Origin of the sequence: Noviherbaspirillum sedimenti (assembly GCF_003590835.1) — a bacterium.
Classification (GTDB): domain Bacteria; phylum Pseudomonadota; class Gammaproteobacteria; order Burkholderiales; family Burkholderiaceae_D; genus Paucimonas; species Paucimonas sedimenti.
This window is the reverse complement of record NZ_QYUQ01000002.1, coordinates 2,341,829-2,359,890: the sequence shown is the minus strand read 5'-3', so window position 1 is coordinate 2,359,890 and position 18,062 is coordinate 2,341,829. Positions and strand designations below refer to the sequence as shown.

Annotated in this window: 20 protein-coding genes; 8 read left to right on the top strand and 12 right to left on the bottom strand. The window is 57.6% G+C overall.

All coding sequences use genetic code 11. The features are described from left to right. Positions 1 to 31: 31 nt before the first annotated feature. Positions 32 to 904 (bottom strand): UTP--glucose-1-phosphate uridylyltransferase GalU, encoded by an 873-nt coding sequence (gene galU, locus D3878_RS10940; protein ID WP_119785492.1) that lies wholly within the window; start codon positions 902 to 904, stop codon positions 32 to 34. Between the two features lie 556 nt (positions 905 to 1,460). Then, positions 1,461 to 1,784, bottom strand: a complete 324-nt coding sequence (locus D3878_RS23785) for a hypothetical protein (RefSeq protein WP_158592243.1) — start codon at positions 1,782 to 1,784, stop codon at positions 1,461 to 1,463. Between the two features lie 324 nt (positions 1,785 to 2,108). Here D3878_RS23785 and D3878_RS10930 point away from each other — a divergent pair, with 324 nt between their 5' ends. Continuing rightward, entirely contained in the window at positions 2,109 to 2,792 is a 684-nt protein-coding gene (locus D3878_RS10930) for a hypothetical protein (RefSeq protein WP_119785490.1), read from the top strand. Between the two features lie 58 nt (positions 2,793 to 2,850). Here D3878_RS10930 and D3878_RS10925 read toward each other — a convergent pair whose 3' ends face one another. From D3878_RS10925 to D3878_RS10900, 6 genes are all read right to left on the bottom strand, one after another. After that, positions 2,851 to 3,195 carry a hypothetical protein gene (locus tag D3878_RS10925; RefSeq protein ID WP_119785489.1) on the bottom strand — a complete coding sequence of 115 codons (345 nt, stop codon included), beginning with the start codon at positions 3,193 to 3,195 and terminating at the stop codon, positions 2,851 to 2,853. Between the two features lie 23 nt (positions 3,196 to 3,218). Next, entirely contained in the window at positions 3,219 to 3,506 is a 288-nt protein-coding gene (locus D3878_RS10920; RefSeq protein WP_199688144.1) for a BrnT family toxin, read from the bottom strand. Positions 3,507 to 3,808: 302 nt separating this feature from the next. Next, a complete protein-coding gene (locus D3878_RS24090; protein WP_199688143.1) occupies positions 3,809 to 4,603 on the bottom strand; it encodes a DUF6036 family nucleotidyltransferase in 795 nt (264 codons plus the stop codon). After that, positions 4,600 to 4,887 (bottom strand): hypothetical protein, encoded by a 288-nt coding sequence (locus D3878_RS10910; RefSeq protein ID WP_119785488.1) that lies wholly within the window; start codon positions 4,885 to 4,887, stop codon positions 4,600 to 4,602. The genes D3878_RS24090 and D3878_RS10910 overlap by 4 nt, the downstream gene beginning before the upstream one ends. Before the next feature lie 143 nt (positions 4,888 to 5,030). Then, complete coding sequence (locus D3878_RS10905; protein ID WP_119785487.1) at positions 5,031 to 5,417, bottom strand: type II toxin-antitoxin system death-on-curing family toxin; 387 nt, start codon at positions 5,415 to 5,417, stop codon at positions 5,031 to 5,033. Beyond that, positions 5,414 to 5,641, bottom strand: coding sequence for an AbrB/MazE/SpoVT family DNA-binding domain-containing protein (locus tag D3878_RS10900; protein ID WP_119785486.1), 228 nt, complete (start codon positions 5,639 to 5,641; stop codon positions 5,414 to 5,416). The genes D3878_RS10905 and D3878_RS10900 overlap by 4 nt, the downstream gene beginning before the upstream one ends. Positions 5,642 to 5,953: 312 nt before the next feature. Between D3878_RS10900 and D3878_RS10895 the strand changes: the two genes are divergently transcribed. Together D3878_RS10895 and D3878_RS10890 are read left to right on the top strand one after the other, a co-directional pair. After that, on the top strand, positions 5,954 to 6,415 hold the full coding sequence (locus tag D3878_RS10895; protein WP_119785485.1) for a helix-turn-helix domain-containing protein: 462 nt from the start codon (positions 5,954 to 5,956) through the stop codon (positions 6,413 to 6,415). 4 nt (positions 6,416 to 6,419) lie between these two features. Continuing rightward, on the top strand, positions 6,420 to 6,992 hold the full coding sequence (locus D3878_RS10890) for a PIN domain-containing protein (RefSeq protein WP_119785484.1): 573 nt from the start codon (positions 6,420 to 6,422) through the stop codon (positions 6,990 to 6,992). An 87-nt stretch (positions 6,993 to 7,079) separates the two neighbouring features. Here D3878_RS10890 and D3878_RS10885 read toward each other — a convergent pair whose 3' ends face one another. Further along, entirely contained in the window at positions 7,080 to 7,925 is an 846-nt protein-coding gene (locus D3878_RS10885) for a sulfurtransferase (RefSeq protein WP_119785483.1), read from the bottom strand. Between the two features lie 165 nt (positions 7,926 to 8,090). Here D3878_RS10885 and dnaE point away from each other — a divergent pair, with 165 nt between their 5' ends. Continuing rightward, positions 8,091 to 11,537, top strand: coding sequence for a DNA polymerase III subunit alpha (gene dnaE, locus D3878_RS10880; RefSeq protein ID WP_119785482.1), 3,447 nt, complete (start codon positions 8,091 to 8,093; stop codon positions 11,535 to 11,537). Here the strand turns inward: dnaE and D3878_RS10875 are convergent. Genes D3878_RS10875 through D3878_RS10865 form a run of 3 tightly spaced genes read right to left on the bottom strand, consistent with a single transcriptional unit; the run spans position 11,534 to position 14,477 of the window. Beyond that, complete coding sequence (locus D3878_RS10875) at positions 11,534 to 12,754, bottom strand: O-antigen ligase family protein (protein WP_158592242.1); 1,221 nt, start codon at positions 12,752 to 12,754, stop codon at positions 11,534 to 11,536. The two genes, dnaE and D3878_RS10875, sit on opposite strands and share 4 nt — an antisense overlap. Positions 12,755 to 12,765: 11 nt before the next feature. Next, positions 12,766 to 13,584, bottom strand: a complete 819-nt coding sequence (locus D3878_RS10870) for a glycosyltransferase family 2 protein (RefSeq protein ID WP_119785480.1) — start codon at positions 13,582 to 13,584, stop codon at positions 12,766 to 12,768. After that, on the bottom strand, positions 13,581 to 14,477 hold the full coding sequence (locus tag D3878_RS10865; protein WP_119785479.1) for a glycosyltransferase family 2 protein: 897 nt from the start codon (positions 14,475 to 14,477) through the stop codon (positions 13,581 to 13,583). The genes D3878_RS10870 and D3878_RS10865 overlap by 4 nt, the downstream gene beginning before the upstream one ends. A 242-nt stretch (positions 14,478 to 14,719) precedes the next feature. Here D3878_RS10865 and D3878_RS10860 point away from each other — a divergent pair, with 242 nt between their 5' ends. From D3878_RS10860 to D3878_RS10845, 4 genes are all read left to right on the top strand, one after another. After that, complete coding sequence (locus tag D3878_RS10860) at positions 14,720 to 15,424, top strand: glycosyltransferase (RefSeq protein ID WP_119785478.1); 705 nt, start codon at positions 14,720 to 14,722, stop codon at positions 15,422 to 15,424. Between the two features lie 48 nt (positions 15,425 to 15,472). Further along, positions 15,473 to 17,197, top strand: coding sequence for a lipid A export permease/ATP-binding protein MsbA (gene msbA / locus D3878_RS10855; protein WP_119785477.1), 1,725 nt, complete (start codon positions 15,473 to 15,475; stop codon positions 17,195 to 17,197). A gap of 81 nt (positions 17,198 to 17,278) precedes the next feature. Then, positions 17,279 to 17,794, top strand: coding sequence for an Hsp20/alpha crystallin family protein (locus D3878_RS10850; RefSeq protein WP_233556305.1), 516 nt, complete (start codon positions 17,279 to 17,281; stop codon positions 17,792 to 17,794). Positions 17,795 to 17,802: 8 nt separating this feature from the next. Next, positions 17,803 to 18,051: a DUF3460 family protein gene (locus D3878_RS10845; protein WP_338016804.1), complete on the top strand. Its 249-nt coding sequence runs from the start codon at positions 17,803 to 17,805 to the stop codon at positions 18,049 to 18,051. Positions 18,052 to 18,062 lie beyond the last annotated feature (11 nt).

The window sequence follows — 18,062 nt, the reverse complement described above, 5'->3', positions numbered from 1 at the left end:
AGTTTCGCATGAATTGACTTATGCCGACCGCTCACGTTCTCTCTTGTAACCACGTCGCGAATTCCTTGCCGATTTCCTTGTGGTGCTCACCCAGATCTACCGTCGCTTGCAAAAAGCCAAGTTTGCTGCCGCAGTCATAACGCGTGCCTTGGTAGCGGTAAGCAAATACTTTTTCGCGCCGCAGCAACTGCGCAATGCCATCGGTTAATTGAATTTCACCGCCAACGCCGCGTGGCAGGTTTTCCAGTTCAGTGAAGATGCCGTGCGTAAGAATGTATCTGCCTGCCACTGCCAGTGTAGTCGGGGCCACCTCGGGAGCAGGCTTCTCTACGATGCCTGATACATCTAGCAGGTTCTCGGTCACCGGCTGACCAGACACAATGCCGTAGCGGCGGGTGTGCTCGCGCGGCACATCTTGCACGGCCAGCACGCTGGCGCGCCATTCGGAAAACTGCTGCACCATTTGCGCCATCACGGGTGGCTCTCCCACCATCAGGTCATCGGCCAGCAATACAGCGAATGGCTCTGCGCCGACCAATTCCTTGGCGCACAGTACCGCGTGCCCCAGGCCGAATGCGCGGGGCTGGCGTACGTATACGCAGCTCATGTCGTCCGGCGCAATCGAGCGCGCCAGCGTCAATAATTCTTGCTTGCCCGCCGCCTCCAACTCATTTTCCAATTCGTAGGCCGTATCGAAATGATCTTCCACGCTGCGTTTGGTGCGGCCCGTCACAAAAATCATCTGGCGGATGCCGGCGGCGTAGGCTTCTTCCACTGCATACTGGATCAGCGGTTTGTCGACCACGGGCAGCATTTCTTTGGGCGAGGCCTTGGTGGCAGGTAGAAAACGGGTGCCGAGTCCTGCAATTGGAAATACGGCTTTTCGGATGAGGGGATTAGTCATTTTTTACGGAAGATTTGGTAATTCTGAACTTTGGCAAGCGCATTCGTCGTGCATGGCGACGCACTTACAGCATCGGCTAGAAAGATTTTTTCGGGGGTTTTCGTTGGAATAATGGAAATTGCGCAGCTGTACAACCAGGAAATTGACAAATGCCGAGTAGGAAAATAACAGCGCAAAAACTTCATGAAGCTCACATCTTTATCGGTTATTACTTGTTTTTTGTTCTGTGCGCTGTATTTGAATTTAACAATACATTTTCGCATTCAGCCGCGATGTCGCAGGGAATTGCGTTGGTATTAGTTAATTTTAGCCGACGACGACATTTTCCATAGGAATTTATATTTACTTTTTGCAAATATGTCTGGTTAATTAAGTAAATATAATCCCGGGATGTTACCGCACTATAACTTTGCAAGAGTGCTTGTTTGAGGTAATGGTGTTAAGAATTGTTAAATGCCAAGTTGCGAAGGGGCGCATGAAAAAAGCGACCCCTAAAGGTCGCTTCGCATCAATCTACGCCGGCGCTTTGCCGACTGTATCCTGTCACGTCACTGGATTAGTGGTGTGTGGTAGTGGAGTGGCTGGTGGTGCCTTCGTTGCTGGCGACAGCAGCCAGCACGCCAGCGGCAGCGACACCTGCCGCAATTGCGCCGAGCGAGACACCGGCGATAGCGCCAGCGCCAGCAGCGGCGCCAGCGGCAGCAGCGCCTGCAGCAGCAGGAGCAGCTGCCGCAGTAGCAGCGCCAGCAGCAGGTGCAGCTGCTGCAGTAGCAGCCGCAGGTGCAGCCGGAGCGCCAGCAGCAGAAGCGGCAGCAGCTTGAGCCAGGACTTGGCCGGAGAATGCGCTCAACAGGGTGAGAGCTACGAACAGTTTTTTCATGGGAAAACCCTTTCTTATTAACGGCGGATGCAAAAAATACAGCTTAGGAAATTGTAGTACATAAATATTGCATTATTTTAATAATACATGATTAGTTGCCATGGTGTTCAGAAAAAACCACAAAAATCTACTGATTTTTTCAGGTGTTTTATTATTTTAACAATGTCGTCAACATCGTTTGATCTGCATCGATCCCAACGGGAAATCACTTAGGCGCGATCAACCTCCCTCCTCGCCGCAATCCTTACCCTAAGGACATGACAAGACTGGCTTGCATGCCTTGTCTGTCGGTTCCTGGTTCACCAGCGGCACATGGGGGGGGAAATGGCAAATTCATCGCGGACGCGCAGCAGTTTCTGGTTGGTGAAGATGGCTGCACTGTGCTTGTGGACGTGCTCCCTGAACGGCTACGGCCAGGCGGTGGCTCCCTGGCCTGATCAACCTGGTGCCGGCACCGTTGCGTTTGACGCAATGAGCACAACGGTAGGCGTGGACGGCGTGACGCGCAGCCGCACCGCGGAGGATATGGATGGCGCGGACAATGCCATCACGGCGGCGCTGGCTGATGGTCTGACGACAGGCGTGGCGCTGACTGCTGGCGGCGCCATCGAGATGAATCCTCTGCTGTCTTCGCCGCTCGGCCTGGTAGCCATGACTGGCCTGAAAATCGGCCTGATCAAGTTTGCCGAGACCCTGCCGGAAGAGGAAAAGCGCACGGCGATGAAGGCGGGCTCGGCAGTGTGGGGTGGCGCCGCAGTGAATAATCTGATGGTGCTGTTCGCGGCGCCCGGGCCGTGGTCGATCTTTGCCGGGATCATGATGGGCATCGCCACCTGGATGCATATGGATGGCCAGTATCAGGAGCAGGATCGCCTGGCCGCATTGCGCGCCGCTGCCGTGGCGCAGGCGGCCGGGGCGCCGGCGCGTGCGGATGCTGTGGAAGCGGGGCAGGGTGGCGCTGGCATCATGACGGCGGGCGCCGAGGTGAGCTTGTCTGCCGGCGAATGAGCGTTGGATTGGCGTGGCAAAACCCGCCGGAGCGGGTTTTATGTACTCATGGGGAGGCCTATGCTGCCAATTTATGTTCTTGCCTACTAGCTTCGCGCTCTTTTTCTTCGGCGGCCTTCTCGTTGGCCAGCTGAATGGCGATCCGCTTATATTCGGCGTCAGCAAAGCGCTTCAGTGCATCACGCATCAGTGGTTGGTAGCCAATGCCATGGTGCTTAGCTATAAATTTAAAGTCTTCAATCAACTCTTTATTCAACCGAATTGAAATTGCTTGCAGACAAAGGGCATCATCAACTTGCTGCTCAATCTCTTTGGGTGCGCGCTTGGCATGTGCGGGATCTCGGCCAAGCTCGCCAGACTCCCAAGCCTCTGCTGTGCCTTCGATTTTTGCCGTATTTTTCATTACTCTCTCCAGTTAAATAGCCTTCATTTACCTTCGCGCTCGTATATATCTATTTCTACTTGGCCTGGCTCATAAGCCGACTTCAAATAAATGTTTCCGTCGCGATAAACATAAATAATTTTGAGTAACCGTCCTCTATTGGTTTCGGCAATAAACCACAAGGTAGGCGGGTCTGTTCGATTGTTTTCCCTATCATCAATAAGGTTGACGCCGCATTTGTTATCAAAGCATTGGTCAACTTCGTCGGGGGTTACTGTGTGCTTGGCGTCTAGTTTGCCATCTATTCTTGATGAGATAATGATCGGTCTCATTGGTTCACTTTGTATATACAAATATATTTATTCTTTGGACATATTGCAACGCGTAGTTCTACGATGCTTGAGAAGATTCAGCGGAAAACAATCACACTATTGCGAATAAGAAACATTTTAGGCAAAAATTGGTGGACGTCGAACTATACATCACCAACGGTCGTATATACAAATACTTTAATGCAATGTTGCAATAGATGCATTCCAATTGGGGAGCAAGGGATGCCCACCAAGCCAGCCCTAAGCCGCTTTATTTATCGGGCTGCGGTTAATCGTCCAGTCGGGTAAGGCAAGGATGCCGGTCAATTTGGAACATAACCTTTGTTTGCCGAATCAGAACGTGATTGCTCATACTTCGCTTGCAGCGTAGGGGCAAGTTTTTCGATGAGCGCATGTATCGCTTCACGTTTTTTTATCGAGGCCGCTCCCGGACTGTAAGCACAAAGCGCCTCACCAATGCATTCCATGATCGTGATTTCTTCGACTTGCTTCCATGTCACCTTGTTGGGGGCGCCCCCGGCTTGCTTAATCGCGGCGTCCGCATTTCTCCAAAATGTAGATGACACTCCAGCAGTGTGCTCAAGTTTTGGCAAATCGTCGATTCGCGCTTGCACTTCGAAATCGTGTTGTGCATTCTTTAGTCGCCCAAGCTTCAGCCGATCAGGGATATCTTCTTCCCGCGTCGTATTCTTGGACAGGAGCATGCCATCGACATCCAGTGTAATGATGGGAACGCCATTCACCATCACGGTCTGGATATGCTTGCGCAAATCCTCAAACGAGTTTTCGGCGGCGACGTAAAGCAAATCAACATAGATTTCAGCTTCCAATGCCGTCGAAAAGCCTTTGTCCATCCATTCTGGGCGCAACGCGGCCAGGGCTTCCTTTCCATTGGGGAGGGATTCCAATGCTCGTAGCAGCCGTTTGTTGTTTTCAGCGTTGATCGGAAGAAGCAAATCTATGTCCTTCGTCATGCGCGGGAACCCATGCAGAGCCATGGCGGCGCCACCGATCACCACATACTCGACGCCGCAATTGGCAAGCGCTTCGGCAAGCATGAGCAGATCTGACTGATTGGGTTGTCTGTTTGCGCTCATGGATGGATTGTCCGCAACTTGTGTTGCAGGGCGAATTGTACTTCGCGCTCCCGGTCGAAACGGTTTTTCTCTTCCATGGAAGCAAAGCATCGGGCCGTCGCTTGCCTCTCGGGTGCATCCGTGAACAGCGTATTTGCTCCGTCTTGAAGGCGTCCCCAATTATCGGCAAGCCACTGGAAACGCTCGGCGCCAGTCATCGATTGCACATGTAATGCTTCTTTTACTTCGCGATCATGTTGATAGATCGAAAGTTCATTTGCTGTCTTAAAGCTTTTGACTTCCATTCCATTTTTCCATTGATTGGCGCAACGACAAGAGTATTAATTTTATGATAGCTCACATTTTAAATGAAGACTGGCATGCAGGCGCCATCCTGGTGCGTTCATAACGTTGGCATTTTTAGCAAGTCCGGGCCGCGCCAAGGACATCAAGTGAACTGGCGTGTCCGAAGCCATTGGGCAAACACCGCTTCCTCCATTGTTCCGCCTGCCACACCCAGCATGGCTTGAATGGCATCTGGCTGGCTGAACTGGATTTTTATATCATTGTCGAGCAGGAAAAGCCGCGCAACGATCCATGCTGTACGTTTGTTGCCATCGGCAAAGCCATGATTTTTTGCGAGGCCGTAGGCATAGGCGGCTGCGAGATCGAATACATCTGGCGCAGGATCGCCGTAGGTATCCAGTTGCTGCGGACGCGCGAGGGCGGCCTGGATGGCATTCATGTCGCGCACGCCATCCAGGCCGCCGTGCTGGGCCAACTGGACATCATGCACTGCCAGTACAACGTCCTCCCTGACCCAGCGCCAGTTCATTTGGCCAGCACACGAAGGATTTCGCGATCGTCGTGCATGATTTGTTCGGCCAAGGCCATTTGCCGTGCAAAATCCGGGTTGTAGGGAGTGAGGCGATATCCGCCGCCCGGTGCCTCGGTCAAATACAGCGCATCGCCTTTTTGCACCCCCAGTTTTGCCTTGGCTTCTTTATTCACGATGAAGCCTTCGGATGCGCCTACCGTTGTCAATTTGAAAGTCAGCATGATGCCTCCGTATATATATAATAAACATTATATATTGCGAAAGTCGGATCTTATTATTTTTTGCGACTGTTTTGCTTCACCTGCATGGCGCGAGCTATGCGGTTGCGCAACGCGGGCAGAACTTCCCATAGATGAATAACGGCGATGCCTGCGCGCTCGGCTTGACCACCGCATCACAATTGCGGCAACGGATTTCCCCGGACGGTTCCAGTTCGGGGTTGAGAATGAGTCATGCTGTTTCGGTTATTTCGTTTTCGAATATTTCGTTTATAATGATGTTAGTCTGAATTTTATCCTCATGAGGAGATATCTATGAATGCTCCCGCAGTCACCAAAACCCTGCCTTCGGAAGAGGACATCGCGCTTGCCCGCGAGTCGGGTCGAGCGTTGTCAACCGTCTTGCTGACCCGCTCTGAGACTCAGCAAATCGACTTTCACGATGACAAGGGAGCCGTGCGTGCAGTGAATATGCCGACCTCGGCTTTGCGCTTGCTACTTGAGGTGCTCACTGAAATCGGTCAAGGCAATGCCGTGTCGATCATCCCCATCCATGCAGAATTAACCACGCAGGAAGCTGCTGACGTGCTGAACGTCTCTCGTCCCTTTCTTGTCCAGTTGCTGGAAAAAGGTGAGATGCAGTTCCGCAAAATCGGCACCCATCGCCGAGTGCGCTACCAGGATGTGATCGCCTACAAGACGCGGATTGATGCCAAGCGCCGCAAAGCACTGGATGAATTGGCGGCAGAGGCGCAAGAACTCGGTATGGGGTATTGATTGGATGGGTTCACATTTCACCGTCGTCTACGATGCCTGCGTTCTCTATCCAGCCCCACTGCGTGATCTGCTGATGCATTTGGCGCTCTCTGATCTATTTCGGGCGCGCTGGAGCAACATGATCCACGACGAGTGGATACGCAATGTTCACGCGAACCGTCCCGATCTCAGCCTTGATCGTTTGGAGCAGACGCGCGCTCGGATGAACCATGCTGTACGCGACTGCGTTGTTACCGGCTTCGAGTATATGATTTCGTCGGTCAATCTGCCTGATCCGGACGACCGGCATGTGGTGGCGGCCGCCATTCATTCCGGGGCCAGCCTGATCGTCACATTCAACCTCAAGGACTTTCCGCCCAAGGCGCTCAAGCCTTATAACCTGGTCGCCCAGCACCCGGATGACTTCATCGTTGATCTTCTCGATCTGCACCCGGCTGGCGTGCTGGAGGCGGCGGCCAGCCATCGACGGTCATTGAAGTCGCCACCCAAGACGGCAGACGAATACCTGGACACTTTGCTGGCACAGGGATTGACGCAATCGGTGGCGGTGATGCGCCAATGGATTGTGGCCATGTGAGCGGCTGGAGGGAGAAATCAGGCCCGCATCTTTCGGCGCAGCCGCTGCGTTGAAGGCGGCATTGGAAGAACCCGATCCTCCGTACGGTTACCCCTCCGCGCAACGCGGGCAGAACTTCCCATAGATGAATAACGGCGATGCCTGCTCGCTCGGCTTGACCACCGCATCGCAATTGCGGCAGCGGATTTCCCCTGACGGTTCCAGCTCGGGGTTGAGTGCCGTGCGGTAATCGAACACGAAGCAGGATCCCGTGTAATGAACGCCGCCGACTTCCTCGAAATATTTCAGGATGCCGCCTTCCAGCTGGTACACGCTTTCATAGCCGATATTCTGCATGTGGATCGCCGCCTTTTCGCAGCGGATGCCGCCGGTGCAGAAAGTAACCACGGTCTTGTCGGCCAGTTCATCCTTGTGCTTTGCCACCACTTCCGGGAATTCGCTGAATTTCTTGATGCGGTAGTCGAGCGTATTGTCGAAGGTGCCGACATCGACTTCGAAGGCGTTGCGGGTGTCCATCATGACCACCGGCTTGCCGGCGTCGTCAACGCCAGCGTCCAGCCAGCGCTTGAGCGTCTTGGCGTCGACTGCCGGTGCGCGGCCTTTTTCCGGCTGGATCAGCGGCATCTTCATGGTGATGATTTCGCGCTTCAATTTGACCAGCATGCGCTTGAAAGGCTGGTCGTCGGAATAGCTTTCCTTGACTTCGATATCGGTAAAGCGCGCATCGCTGCGCAGCCAGGCGAGGAAGCGGTCGACCGAGGCGCGCACGCCGGCGAGGAACAGGTTGATGCCCTCCGGCGTGAGCAGGATGGTGCCTTTCAGGTCGAGTTCCTTGCAGATGGCCTGGAACTCGGCGCGCTTTTCTTGGGTGTCGTCGAAGCTGATGAACTTGTAGGCGGCGATGTTGACGATGGGGGTGGTGGCTGACTGCATGTAAATTCTCTAAGTCTTTGATTTGGCGCCATTATAAGCCTTGCTGGGATGAATTTCGAGATTCAACGCATTTCTGCCGCGAGTCGATCCGGCACGTCACCATGCGCCATGCGCTATATGAAATTGCACCCATGAAATTCAGGTACGAGCAGGTAAAATAGCCGGATGACTTCCCCGCAATTTATCCATCTCCGCCTCCACTCCGAATATTCGATCGCCGATGGCCTGGTGCGCATCGATGATGTTGTCAAGGCGGCAGCGAAAGACCAGCAGCCGGCGCTGGCCATCACCGACCTGGCCAACCTGTTTGGCATGGTCAAGTTCTACAAGGCTACGCGCGGCAAGGGCGTCAAGCCGATCGTCGGTTGCGACGTCTGGATTACCAACGACGACGACCGCGAGAAGCCTTCGCGCCTGCTCTTGCTGGTCAAGAACCGCGACGGCTACCTGCAGTTGTGCGAACTGCTGAGCCAGGCCTGGTTGACCAATCTGCATCGCGGCCGCGCCGAAATTCGCGCCGAATGGCTGGAGAAATTGCCGCCGGGCGGACTGATCGCCCTGTCGGGTGCCCAATACGGCGATATCGCCATTGCGATCGAGAATGGCAAGCTGGCCGCTGCGGAAAGATGCGCGCAACGCTGGGCGACGATCTTCCCTGGCCATTTTTACATCGAAGTGCAGCGGCCCGGCCATGCCAACGCCGAGCCGGCCCTGCGCCAAGCGGTGGCGCTGGCGGCCCGACTTGGCTTGCCGGTGGTGGCGACGCACCCGGTGCAATTCCTGAGCCCGGAAGAATTTACCGCCCACGAGGCGCGCACCTGTATCGCCGAGGGGGAGATCCTCGCCAATACGCGCCGCGTCAAGCGCTTCAGCGAGCAGCAGTATTTCAAGACGCAGGAAGAAATGGCGGCGCTGTTTGCCGACATGCCGGCCGCCTTGCAGAATACGCTGGAAATCGCCCGGCGCTGCAACCTCAACCTGGAGCTGGGCAAGCCCAAGCTGCCGCTGTTTCCGACTCCGGACGGCATGTCGCTCGACGATTTCCTGGCGCATGAGGCGCGCACCGGCCTGGAGCAGCGCCTGCTGCAACTGTTTCCGGATGAGGCCAGGCGCGAGGCAGTGCGGCAACGCTATGAAGACCGCCTGAAATTCGAGACCGATACCATCATCAAGATGGGCTTTCCCGGCTACTTTCTGATCGTGGCCGACTTCATCCAGTGGGGCAAGAACAATGGCGTGCCGGTGGGGCCGGGCCGCGGCTCCGGCGCCGGCTCGCTGGTGGCGTATGCGCTCAAGATCACCGACCTCGACCCGCTCCAGTACAACTTGCTGTTCGAGCGCTTCCTGAATCCGGAACGCGTCTCGATGCCCGACTTCGATATCGACTTTTGCCAGGAAAACCGCGACCGCGTGATCCAGTACGTCAAGGACCGCTACGGCCGCGATGCCGTGTCGCAGATTGCCACCTTCGGCACCATGGCGGCCAAGGGCGCGGTGCGCGACGTGGGCCGCGTGCTCGACATGAGCTACATGTTTTGCGACGGCATCTCCAAGCTGATCCCGTTCAAGCCGGGCAAGCAGGTGACCATCGCCGACGCGATTGAAGAAGAGCCGCTCCTGAAGGAGCGCATGCAAAACGAGGAAGAGGTCAAGCAACTGCTCGATCTCGCCCAGCAGGTCGAGGGCATCGCCCGCAATATCGGCATGCATGCCGGCGGCGTGCTGATCGCGCCGGGCAAACTCACCGATTTCTGCCCGCTCTACTCCCAGGGCGGCGACGCCGGCGTGGTGTCGCAGTACGACAAGGATGACGTCGAGGCAGTCGGCCTGGTCAAGTTCGACTTCCTGGGCCTGACCACGCTGACGATCCTGGACCGCGCGGTACGCTACATCAAGATGCTCGATCCGGCCATGGCCGATTTCGCGCTGGAGCGGCTGCCGCTGAATGACCGGCCATCATATGAGTTGCTGACCAAGGCGAAGACCGTTGCCGTGTTCCAGCTTGAAAGCCGCGGCATGCAAGGCATGCTGAAGGATGCGCGGCCAGACCGCTTCGAGGACATCATTGCGCTCGTGGCCCTGTACCGTCCGGGCCCGATGGACCTGATTCCGGATTTCTGCCGCCGCAAGCATGGCGAGCGCTTCGACTATCCCGATCCGCGTACCGAGGGCATCCTGTCCGAGACCTACGGCATCATGGTGTACCAGGAGCAGGTGATGCAGATGGCGCAGGTGATCGGCGGCTATTCGCTCGGCGGCGCCGATTTGCTGCGCCGCGCGATGGGCAAGAAGAAGGCCGAAGAGATGGCCGAGCACCGCGAGATATTCCGTGCCGGCGCCGCCAAGAACGGCTTGACGCAGGAAAAAGCCGACGAGATCTTCGACTTGATGGAAAAGTTCGCCGGCTACGGCTTCAACAAGTCGCACGCCGCCGCCTACGCGTTGCTGTCGTATCACACGGCTTACCTGAAGGCGCACCACCCGGCCGCGTTCATGGCGGCCAACATGTCGCTGGCGATGGACGATACCGACAAGGTCAAGATCCTGGTCGAGGATGCGGTCGATATTTGCGGCCTGACATTGCTGCCGCCGGATATCAATCTCTCGGATTATCGTTTCATGCCGGTGGGCGCGCCGGGCAAGAAGGCCATGCAGATCCGCTATGGCCTGGGTGCGGTCAAGGGCTCGGGCCAGGGCGCCATCGAGGCGATCGTCGCTGCCCGTGCGGCGGGGCCGTTTACCGACCTGTTCGATTTCACCAAACGGGTGGACAAGCAGCAGATCAACCGCCGCACCATCGAGTCGCTGATTCGCGCCGGCGCCTTCGATTGCTTCAAGGTCGACCGCGCCATCCTGCTGGCTTCGGTATCGCTGGCGCTGGAAGGCGCTGAGCAGGCCCAGGCGGCCGCCAACCAGGTCAGCCTGTTCGGCGACGACAGCGACATGGCGGCGCCGCCGGACTACATCAAGGTGCCGGCCTGGAGCGAGAAGCAGCGCCTGACTGAAGAAAAGGCCGCGCTCGGCTTTTACCTGTCAGGCCACCTGTTCAATGCCTACGCGCCCGAGGCGCGCAAGTTCGTGCGCACCAAGCTGGCCGACCTTGCGCCCTCGCGCGATCCGCGCCTCATCGCCGGCGTCATTACGACGGTACGCACGCAGATGACCCAGCGCGGCAAGATGGTGATCGTCACCCTTGACGATAGTAGCGCCACGGTGGATGTGACGGTGTATAACGAGCTGTACGACCAGCACCGGGGCTGGTTCAAGGAGGACGAATTCCTCGCGGTGCAGGGCAAGGTGTCGGAAGACCGCTTCTCCGGCGGCCTGCGCATCACCGCCGAGCGCGTCATGGATATCTCCGCCGCCCGCGCCGCCTTCGGCAAGGCCCTGCGGCTGTCGATGAATGGTCAGGCCGATGCGCAAAAGTTGCGCGAACTGCTGGCGCCCTACCAGCAAGCCGAAGACGCCTGCCGCATCATCGTGCAGTACACGAAGGACGGCGCGCTGGGCGAGTGGCAGTTATCGGACAGCTGGCGCGTGCGCGGCGACGATGCCTTGCGCAGCCAGCTGGGCGCATGGCTGAAGGACGAGAACGTCTGGTTTGAGTATTAGGCAGGGGGCGATTTTGCTTCCGCTTGCAGAGCAAGGCCGCTGCGGGCGGCCAGCAGTGCCATCATGAACATGAAAAAATGGCTTTCGCGTGAACTCCAGAGCGGCGAATTGACCAGGCTATTCACTGCCAGCAGGCCTGCCAATCCCAGTAGCAGCGTGCGTGAACTGATGTCCTGGTCGCGCAACGCCAGCCATACCATGGAGGCCATCAGGGCCAGATAGGCAAGAATGCCCAGCATGCCATGATCGGCGCCTAAAAACAGGTACTGGTTATGCGGGTGCCAGTTAAATACCGGACACCATTCGGGCTTTTCGACGATCCGGCAGATTTGCGTGTGGTAGGCTCCTGTGCCCCATCCCAGTAGAGGCTTTTCCATGATCAGTTCGGGGGTTTTCCGGTAGTTGTACAGGCGGTGCCCGATGGATGACTGATTGTCTGTTTCGCTTTGCCGGGCTTCCACTGCCGCCCGTTCAAAGCGTTGCATCAGCGACTGGGAACTCATCAGGGTCACGCCCAGGCCGAGAACGCTGGCGATGAGCATGGCCCAGAGCGCCTTGCCGCGCAGGGTGGCAAGCACAAAGATCAGCAATGTCGTCGCCAGCAGAAGATAGCCGGACCGGCCGTCGGACAGGTGCGTGATGCTCACGGCGGCCAACAGGGCAATCGCCAGCCAGGCCGCGCGTCTTGCGACGGTTTTCTGGGCCTTGGCAGACACCAGCGACCACAGCACGAAGAAGGCCATCATTACGTTTTGCGTGATGTAGTCACCAAAGACGTGATGGGAAAGCCCCCATCCGGGTGTCTGGGTTTTCGACCAGGGCAGGACAAACCAGAGGTTCATCCAGGTCGACGCCAGAATGAACAGCATGGCTGCCGTGAAGGCGACCATGCAGCGGCGCTGCCAGGTGCGGTCGCCGAGGATGGAAAAAAGTACGGCAACGAAGAGCAGCTTGGCGTACTTGGTGAGATGCAGGGTGATATCCGCTGCGGGCGCCGCGGAATAGCTCGCGCCCAGCAGTATCACGCCATATAAAAGCAATGCCATCATGATCACCGGATTGGCGCGGATGGCGTGCCAGTGCGCGCGGTGATTGCCACTGAAGATCCAGGCAAGCAGCAACAGCAGCGTCAGGGCATTGGCGACGCCCATGGCGACGGGGAATGTCAGGAAAACCAGCGTTGCCAGGACCGGCAGTGTTTTTGCTAGCGGGTGCATGGTTGGCACGCTCATCCACGCATGGCAGCTTGTTCCAGCCTGCCGGCATCGTATTTGATTGCGGTGTGGCGGAAGAAACACTCAAGCGCGATAAAGAAACAAAACAGGAAGCCTGCTGCGCCGCACAGGAAGCCGCGCCGGAAAACATAGAGCTTCAGGAAGATGGCAAGTGCCGAGGCCATGCCACGCAGCACGCCGCCTTTTTTGCCCGCCTGCGCGCGTTTGGCCGCGCCGAGCTGGACATATTGCGCCAGCTTGTTGAGGCTGCTGTAGATCGATTCGCGCGAATAATGCAGCAAGCGGGCGCGGAATAGATGTACCGCTCGGCTGTCGCCATGCATGTCGGCGTGCTCGTGGACCAGGCCGGTGAATTCGCGAATCGACCCGGTGCGGAACATGCGCTGGATGCCGCCGGTACTTTTCATCAGCGTCAGCGGCCGGCCGAACGCTACCTGGTTCCATTGCACTTCCCAGATTTCGTCCTTGCCGGCGGCGACCACGGCGGCGATTTCCTGTTGCAGCGCCGGCGGTATTTCCTCGTCGGCGTCGAGAAAGAAAATGTAGTCGCCCTTGGCATGTTGCAGGACGCGGTTGCGCTGCACGGCAAAGCCTTGCCACTGTGGATAGGCATGGACTTCGGCGCCAAGCGCAGCGGCAATTTCACAGGTTCGGTCCTTGCTGCCGCTGTCGACGACGATAATCTGGTCGGCGAATTTCGCGCTGGCGATGCAATTGGCGATGCGCTTCTCTTCGTTGAGCGTGAGAATGCCGATCGTCAGTTTCGGCGACGCGGCGTTTTTTTCAGGTTGTCCTGGCAATGGCTGGTTCATGTGGTTTGTGTGTGGTTCGCCTGCGCGCTATACGGGATGGTGGCTGCGCACAGGCCGCGGATGCGGCCAAGCAGGCGCGCCACGTAGCGCGGCGCCGGCACCAGCAGTCGCGGCAGCAGCGCAGCGACTGCCAGCGCCAGGGTTTTTCGGCGCAGGCGTGCGGCATGTGCTGCGCCCAGGTGCTTTTCCGTGAAAATCAGCTTGGACTGGGCATGGTGATAGCCGCGGTAGAATTCTGCGCGCAGCGGGCTGTTGCCGCGCACCGAGCCGCGTGACAGGTGGGTCACCGTGACATGAGGCGCCACAATGATTGCTTTGCGCCTGGTGAAAATGCGTTGGCATAAATCTTCATCTTCGTAGTACAGGAAAAAATCTTCGTCGAAGAAGCCGATTTCCTGCATTGCCGCGATATTGATCAGCATGACTGCGCCGCAGACGAAGCCGACGCAGCAAATGCCTTCGGCGGCGGGCCCGCGGGAGCGCCAGTGGGTGCCCGGCCAGCGGTAGCTGACCTCGACTTCGCCGTTGCGGCGGATCAGATGCGGCGCAATCATGGCCGCGTCCGGATAGGCCCGCGCCACTTCCAGCAGGCGCGCCAGCAAATCCGGCGTCGGCAGGCAGTCCGGATTGAGCAGCAGCGCATAAGGGGTTTTTACCTGGCGCAGGGCCAGGTTGTTTGCCGCGCCAAAGCCACGGTTTTCCTGATTGCGCAAGATCAGGGCGTTCGGCATGGCGCGCGCCACCGCTTCCACTGTGCCATCGTTGCTGGCATTGTCGACGATCGTCACATGCGGCAGCGCTGCCAGCGTCGGCGCCAGGCCGTCGATGCAGTGGGCACTGTTGTAAGTGACAACGATGACGGTGACGTCAGCGCTACCTGGTGGGGATGTCATATCGTTATTTCCAGTGTTCCGGCTTGCAGAACGTGACTGTGCGGCGAAGGCCGGATTTTATCATGGGGAAAATTCCGTCCCCTCAGCCCGCCGGCAAGGGCGCGAGGGAGGCATTGCACAAGTAGTCGCAGCCGGGGGATAATCGCCGATTCGATACCGTTTCCATTTATCCCTACCAGGCGGAGTAATTTTTGACAACACCCAGCACCGTGGCGACGACTGATGATCGCGTGATCCTATGTATGAAATGGGGCGTCAAGTACGGTCCGGAATATGTCAATCGCTTGTACGCCATGGTGCGCCGCCATTTGCAGGGGACGTTCCGGTTTGTCTGCCTGACCGACCGCAATGAGGGCATACGCTCGGAGGTGGAGTGCCTGCCGATTCCCGATCTGAGGCTGCCCGAAGGCTTGCCCGAGCGCGGCTGGAAGAAACTGACAACATTTGAGGCTGACTTGCATGGCTTGCAGGGAACGGCGCTGTTTCTCGACCTGGACGTGGTAATCACCGACAGCATCGATTGTTTTTTTGAACAGCCCGGCGAATTCCTCATCATCCATGACTGGAAGCGGCCCTGGCGCGTCACCGGCAATTCATCCGTGTATCGCTTCAAGCTGGGCGCCCATGCTGACGTATTGGCGCAATTCCGCGCCACGCAGGCAGAGGCGCGCAAGACCTTCCGCAATGAGCAGGCCTACCTGTCGGATGTCTTGCACAAGCAGGGCAAACTTGCTTATTGGCCAAGCGACTGGTGCTGCAGCTATAAATATCACTGCATTCCGCGCTGGCCATTGAATTACTTTCTTGATCCGAAAATCCCTGCCGGTACGCGCATCGTGATCTTTCATGGCGAGGTCAATCCGCCGGATGCGCTCGACGGCAGGCGCAACCGGGCTTTGCGATTTGTGCGCCGGGCGCCCTGGATCGCCGCGCACTGGCGTGAATAACGGACGCATAACAGTCGCATAACGGACGAATAACGGACATAGAGGGCAATGACATTTCCTGAGCATTTGAAACGCCTGGTCGGCATGCTGGCGCCCTACAAGGGACGCCTGGCGCTGGCCTTGCTGGGCATGGCCCTGACCGCGACTACCGAGCCGGCGCTGGCGGCGATGATGAAGCTCCTGCTCGACAAAGGGTTCTCCGGCAAGCCGAGTTTTTCGCTCTGGGCGGTGCCGGCCTTCGTGGTCGGCATTTTCCTGTTGCGCGGGGTGTCTACCTTCCTCACGACCTACATGATCTCGTGGGTTTCGACCCGGCTGCAGAATCGCCTGCGCGAGGCGATGTTCGGACGGTTGCTGGATGTGCCGCTCGGCTATTACGCCAGGAGTTCGGTCGGACAAGTGATCAATTCGATGATGTTCGAGGTGCAGCAGATCGTCGATATGCTCAAGAATGTCTTGACGGCGATGATCCGCGACAGCCTGACCGTGGTTGGCTTGCTGAGCTACCTGTTCTGGCTGAACTGGCGCCTGACCCTGGTGACCCTGGTACTGATCCCGCTGATTGCCGGCGTGGTGCGCCTGACCGGCAAGCGCTATCGCCGGCTGACCACGACCTTCCTGGAAATCAATGCCGAGCTGACCCAGGTGATCGAGGAAACCACCCGCGCGGTCCAGGTGATCAAGATCTTCGGCGGCCAGCACTATGAAAAGACGCGCTTCGAGCGGCGCGCCGACAAGCTGCGCGGCTTTGCCATGCGCATGGCCAGCACCTTCGCGGCCACCGTGCCTGTCACGCAGGTGATGACGGCTTGCGCGGTGTCGGTGGTGATCGTGATCGCGCTGCTGCAGGCAGGCGAGGGCCAGGCCACGGTGGGCGGCTTCGCCTCCTTCATCACGGCCATGCTGATGCTGTTGACGCCTTTGAAACACCTGGCCGAAATCAACGGGCCGCTACAGCGCGGGCTGGCGGCAGCGGAAAACGTCTTCGGCCTGATCGACGCGGCGCCGGAGCGCACCGGTGGCAAGGCCCTGCCAGGACGCGCCGCCGGCCGGCTGGACTTCATCGATGTCGGTTTTGCCTATCCGGGACAGGAGCGCGCGGCGTTGACAGGGGTGAATTTATCGATCCAGCCGGGCGAAACCGTGGCCTTTGTCGGCACTTCCGGCGGCGGCAAATCGACCCTGGTGAACCTGGTGCCGGATTTTTATACGCCGACTGCCGGCGAAATCCGTCTCGACGGCGAAGCGGTCGGACAACTCGCCCTGGAGAGCCTGCGCGCGCAGATCGCCATGGTCAGCCAGAACGTGGTGCTGTTTGACGATACGGTCGCTGCCAACATTGCCTATGGCGACGTGCAGCCGGACCGTGCCCGCATCGCGGCGGCGGTGCGGGCGGCGCACCTGGAGGATGTGATCGCCAACCTGCCGCAGGGACTGGAGACTTCGGTTGGCAACAACGGCATGCGCCTGTCCGGCGGCCAGCGTCAGCGCCTGGCGATCGCGCGGGCAATCTACAAGGATGCGCCGATCCTGATCCTCGACGAGGCGACGTCGGCGCTGGATACCGAGTCCGAGCGCGCCGTGCAGGCGGCGCTGGATGAATTGATGCACGGCCGCACCACGCTGGTGATTGCGCACCGGCTGTCGACCATCGAGCGCGCCGACCGCATCGTGGTGCTGGACGGCGGCCGCATCGCAGAGACCGGCACCCATGCGGCGCTGCTGGAAAAGAACGGCATTTACGCCAAGCTGTACCAGCTGCAGTTTTCGTAGGGCAGATCGGAGGCGGATTCGGTATAAACGGAACATATTTTTTTTATAAAAATCTAAGGTTTGTTCTGTTCAACTGGATAAATGATGAAACTCGATGAGATCAAACAGGGCTTGTCTTCGTGGCTGGATTCGGTTGCTGAGGGCTGGCAACATTTGCGTCAATCAGCTTCCAGCGCACTCACCGGATTCCGGCCCGGTCAACATACCAATCTGCCGACAAGAAGCGATGTCGATGATGCGTTTTACTTGCCGTCGATTGGCTGGTCCATGCTGGGTGGCGATGTGTTTGAAGATGACCAGCGGGTGATTGTCCGGGTGGAAGTGCCAGGCATGGACAAAAACGAACTGGATGTGCAGGTGCAGGGCGATGCGCTTGTCGTGCGCGGCGAGAAACGTTTCGAGCGCGAGGATACGGAAGGGCGCTATCGCATCCTGCAATGCGCTTACGGCGACTTCCGTCGGGTGGTGCCGTTGCCGACAGCCGTATTGTCCGATCAGGCCAAGGCTATTTACAAAAACGGTGTATTGCGGGTGGAACTGCCGAAAGTGCAGGTAGACAAGCCTCGTAAGGTGAGGGTCGAGGTTACGGATGCATGATTTGTTCTTTGCCGACTATTGAAATCAAGCTTGAACACGAATCTTTTTTGATCATCATGAAATACACTCAATTTTCTACGCCCTACGAATCCGAGTTTACGCAATTCATCAAGCAATTCAAGCGGCAACATCCAGATACCGAGAAAAAACAGCGTGAAGCACGCGCACTCTGGTGGGACAAGCCACCGCTCGATCTGGACGAAATGGCGCGTGAACGAATGTCTGATGTAAAGATGAAACCTTACGAGTATGATTAAAGGTTGAATGT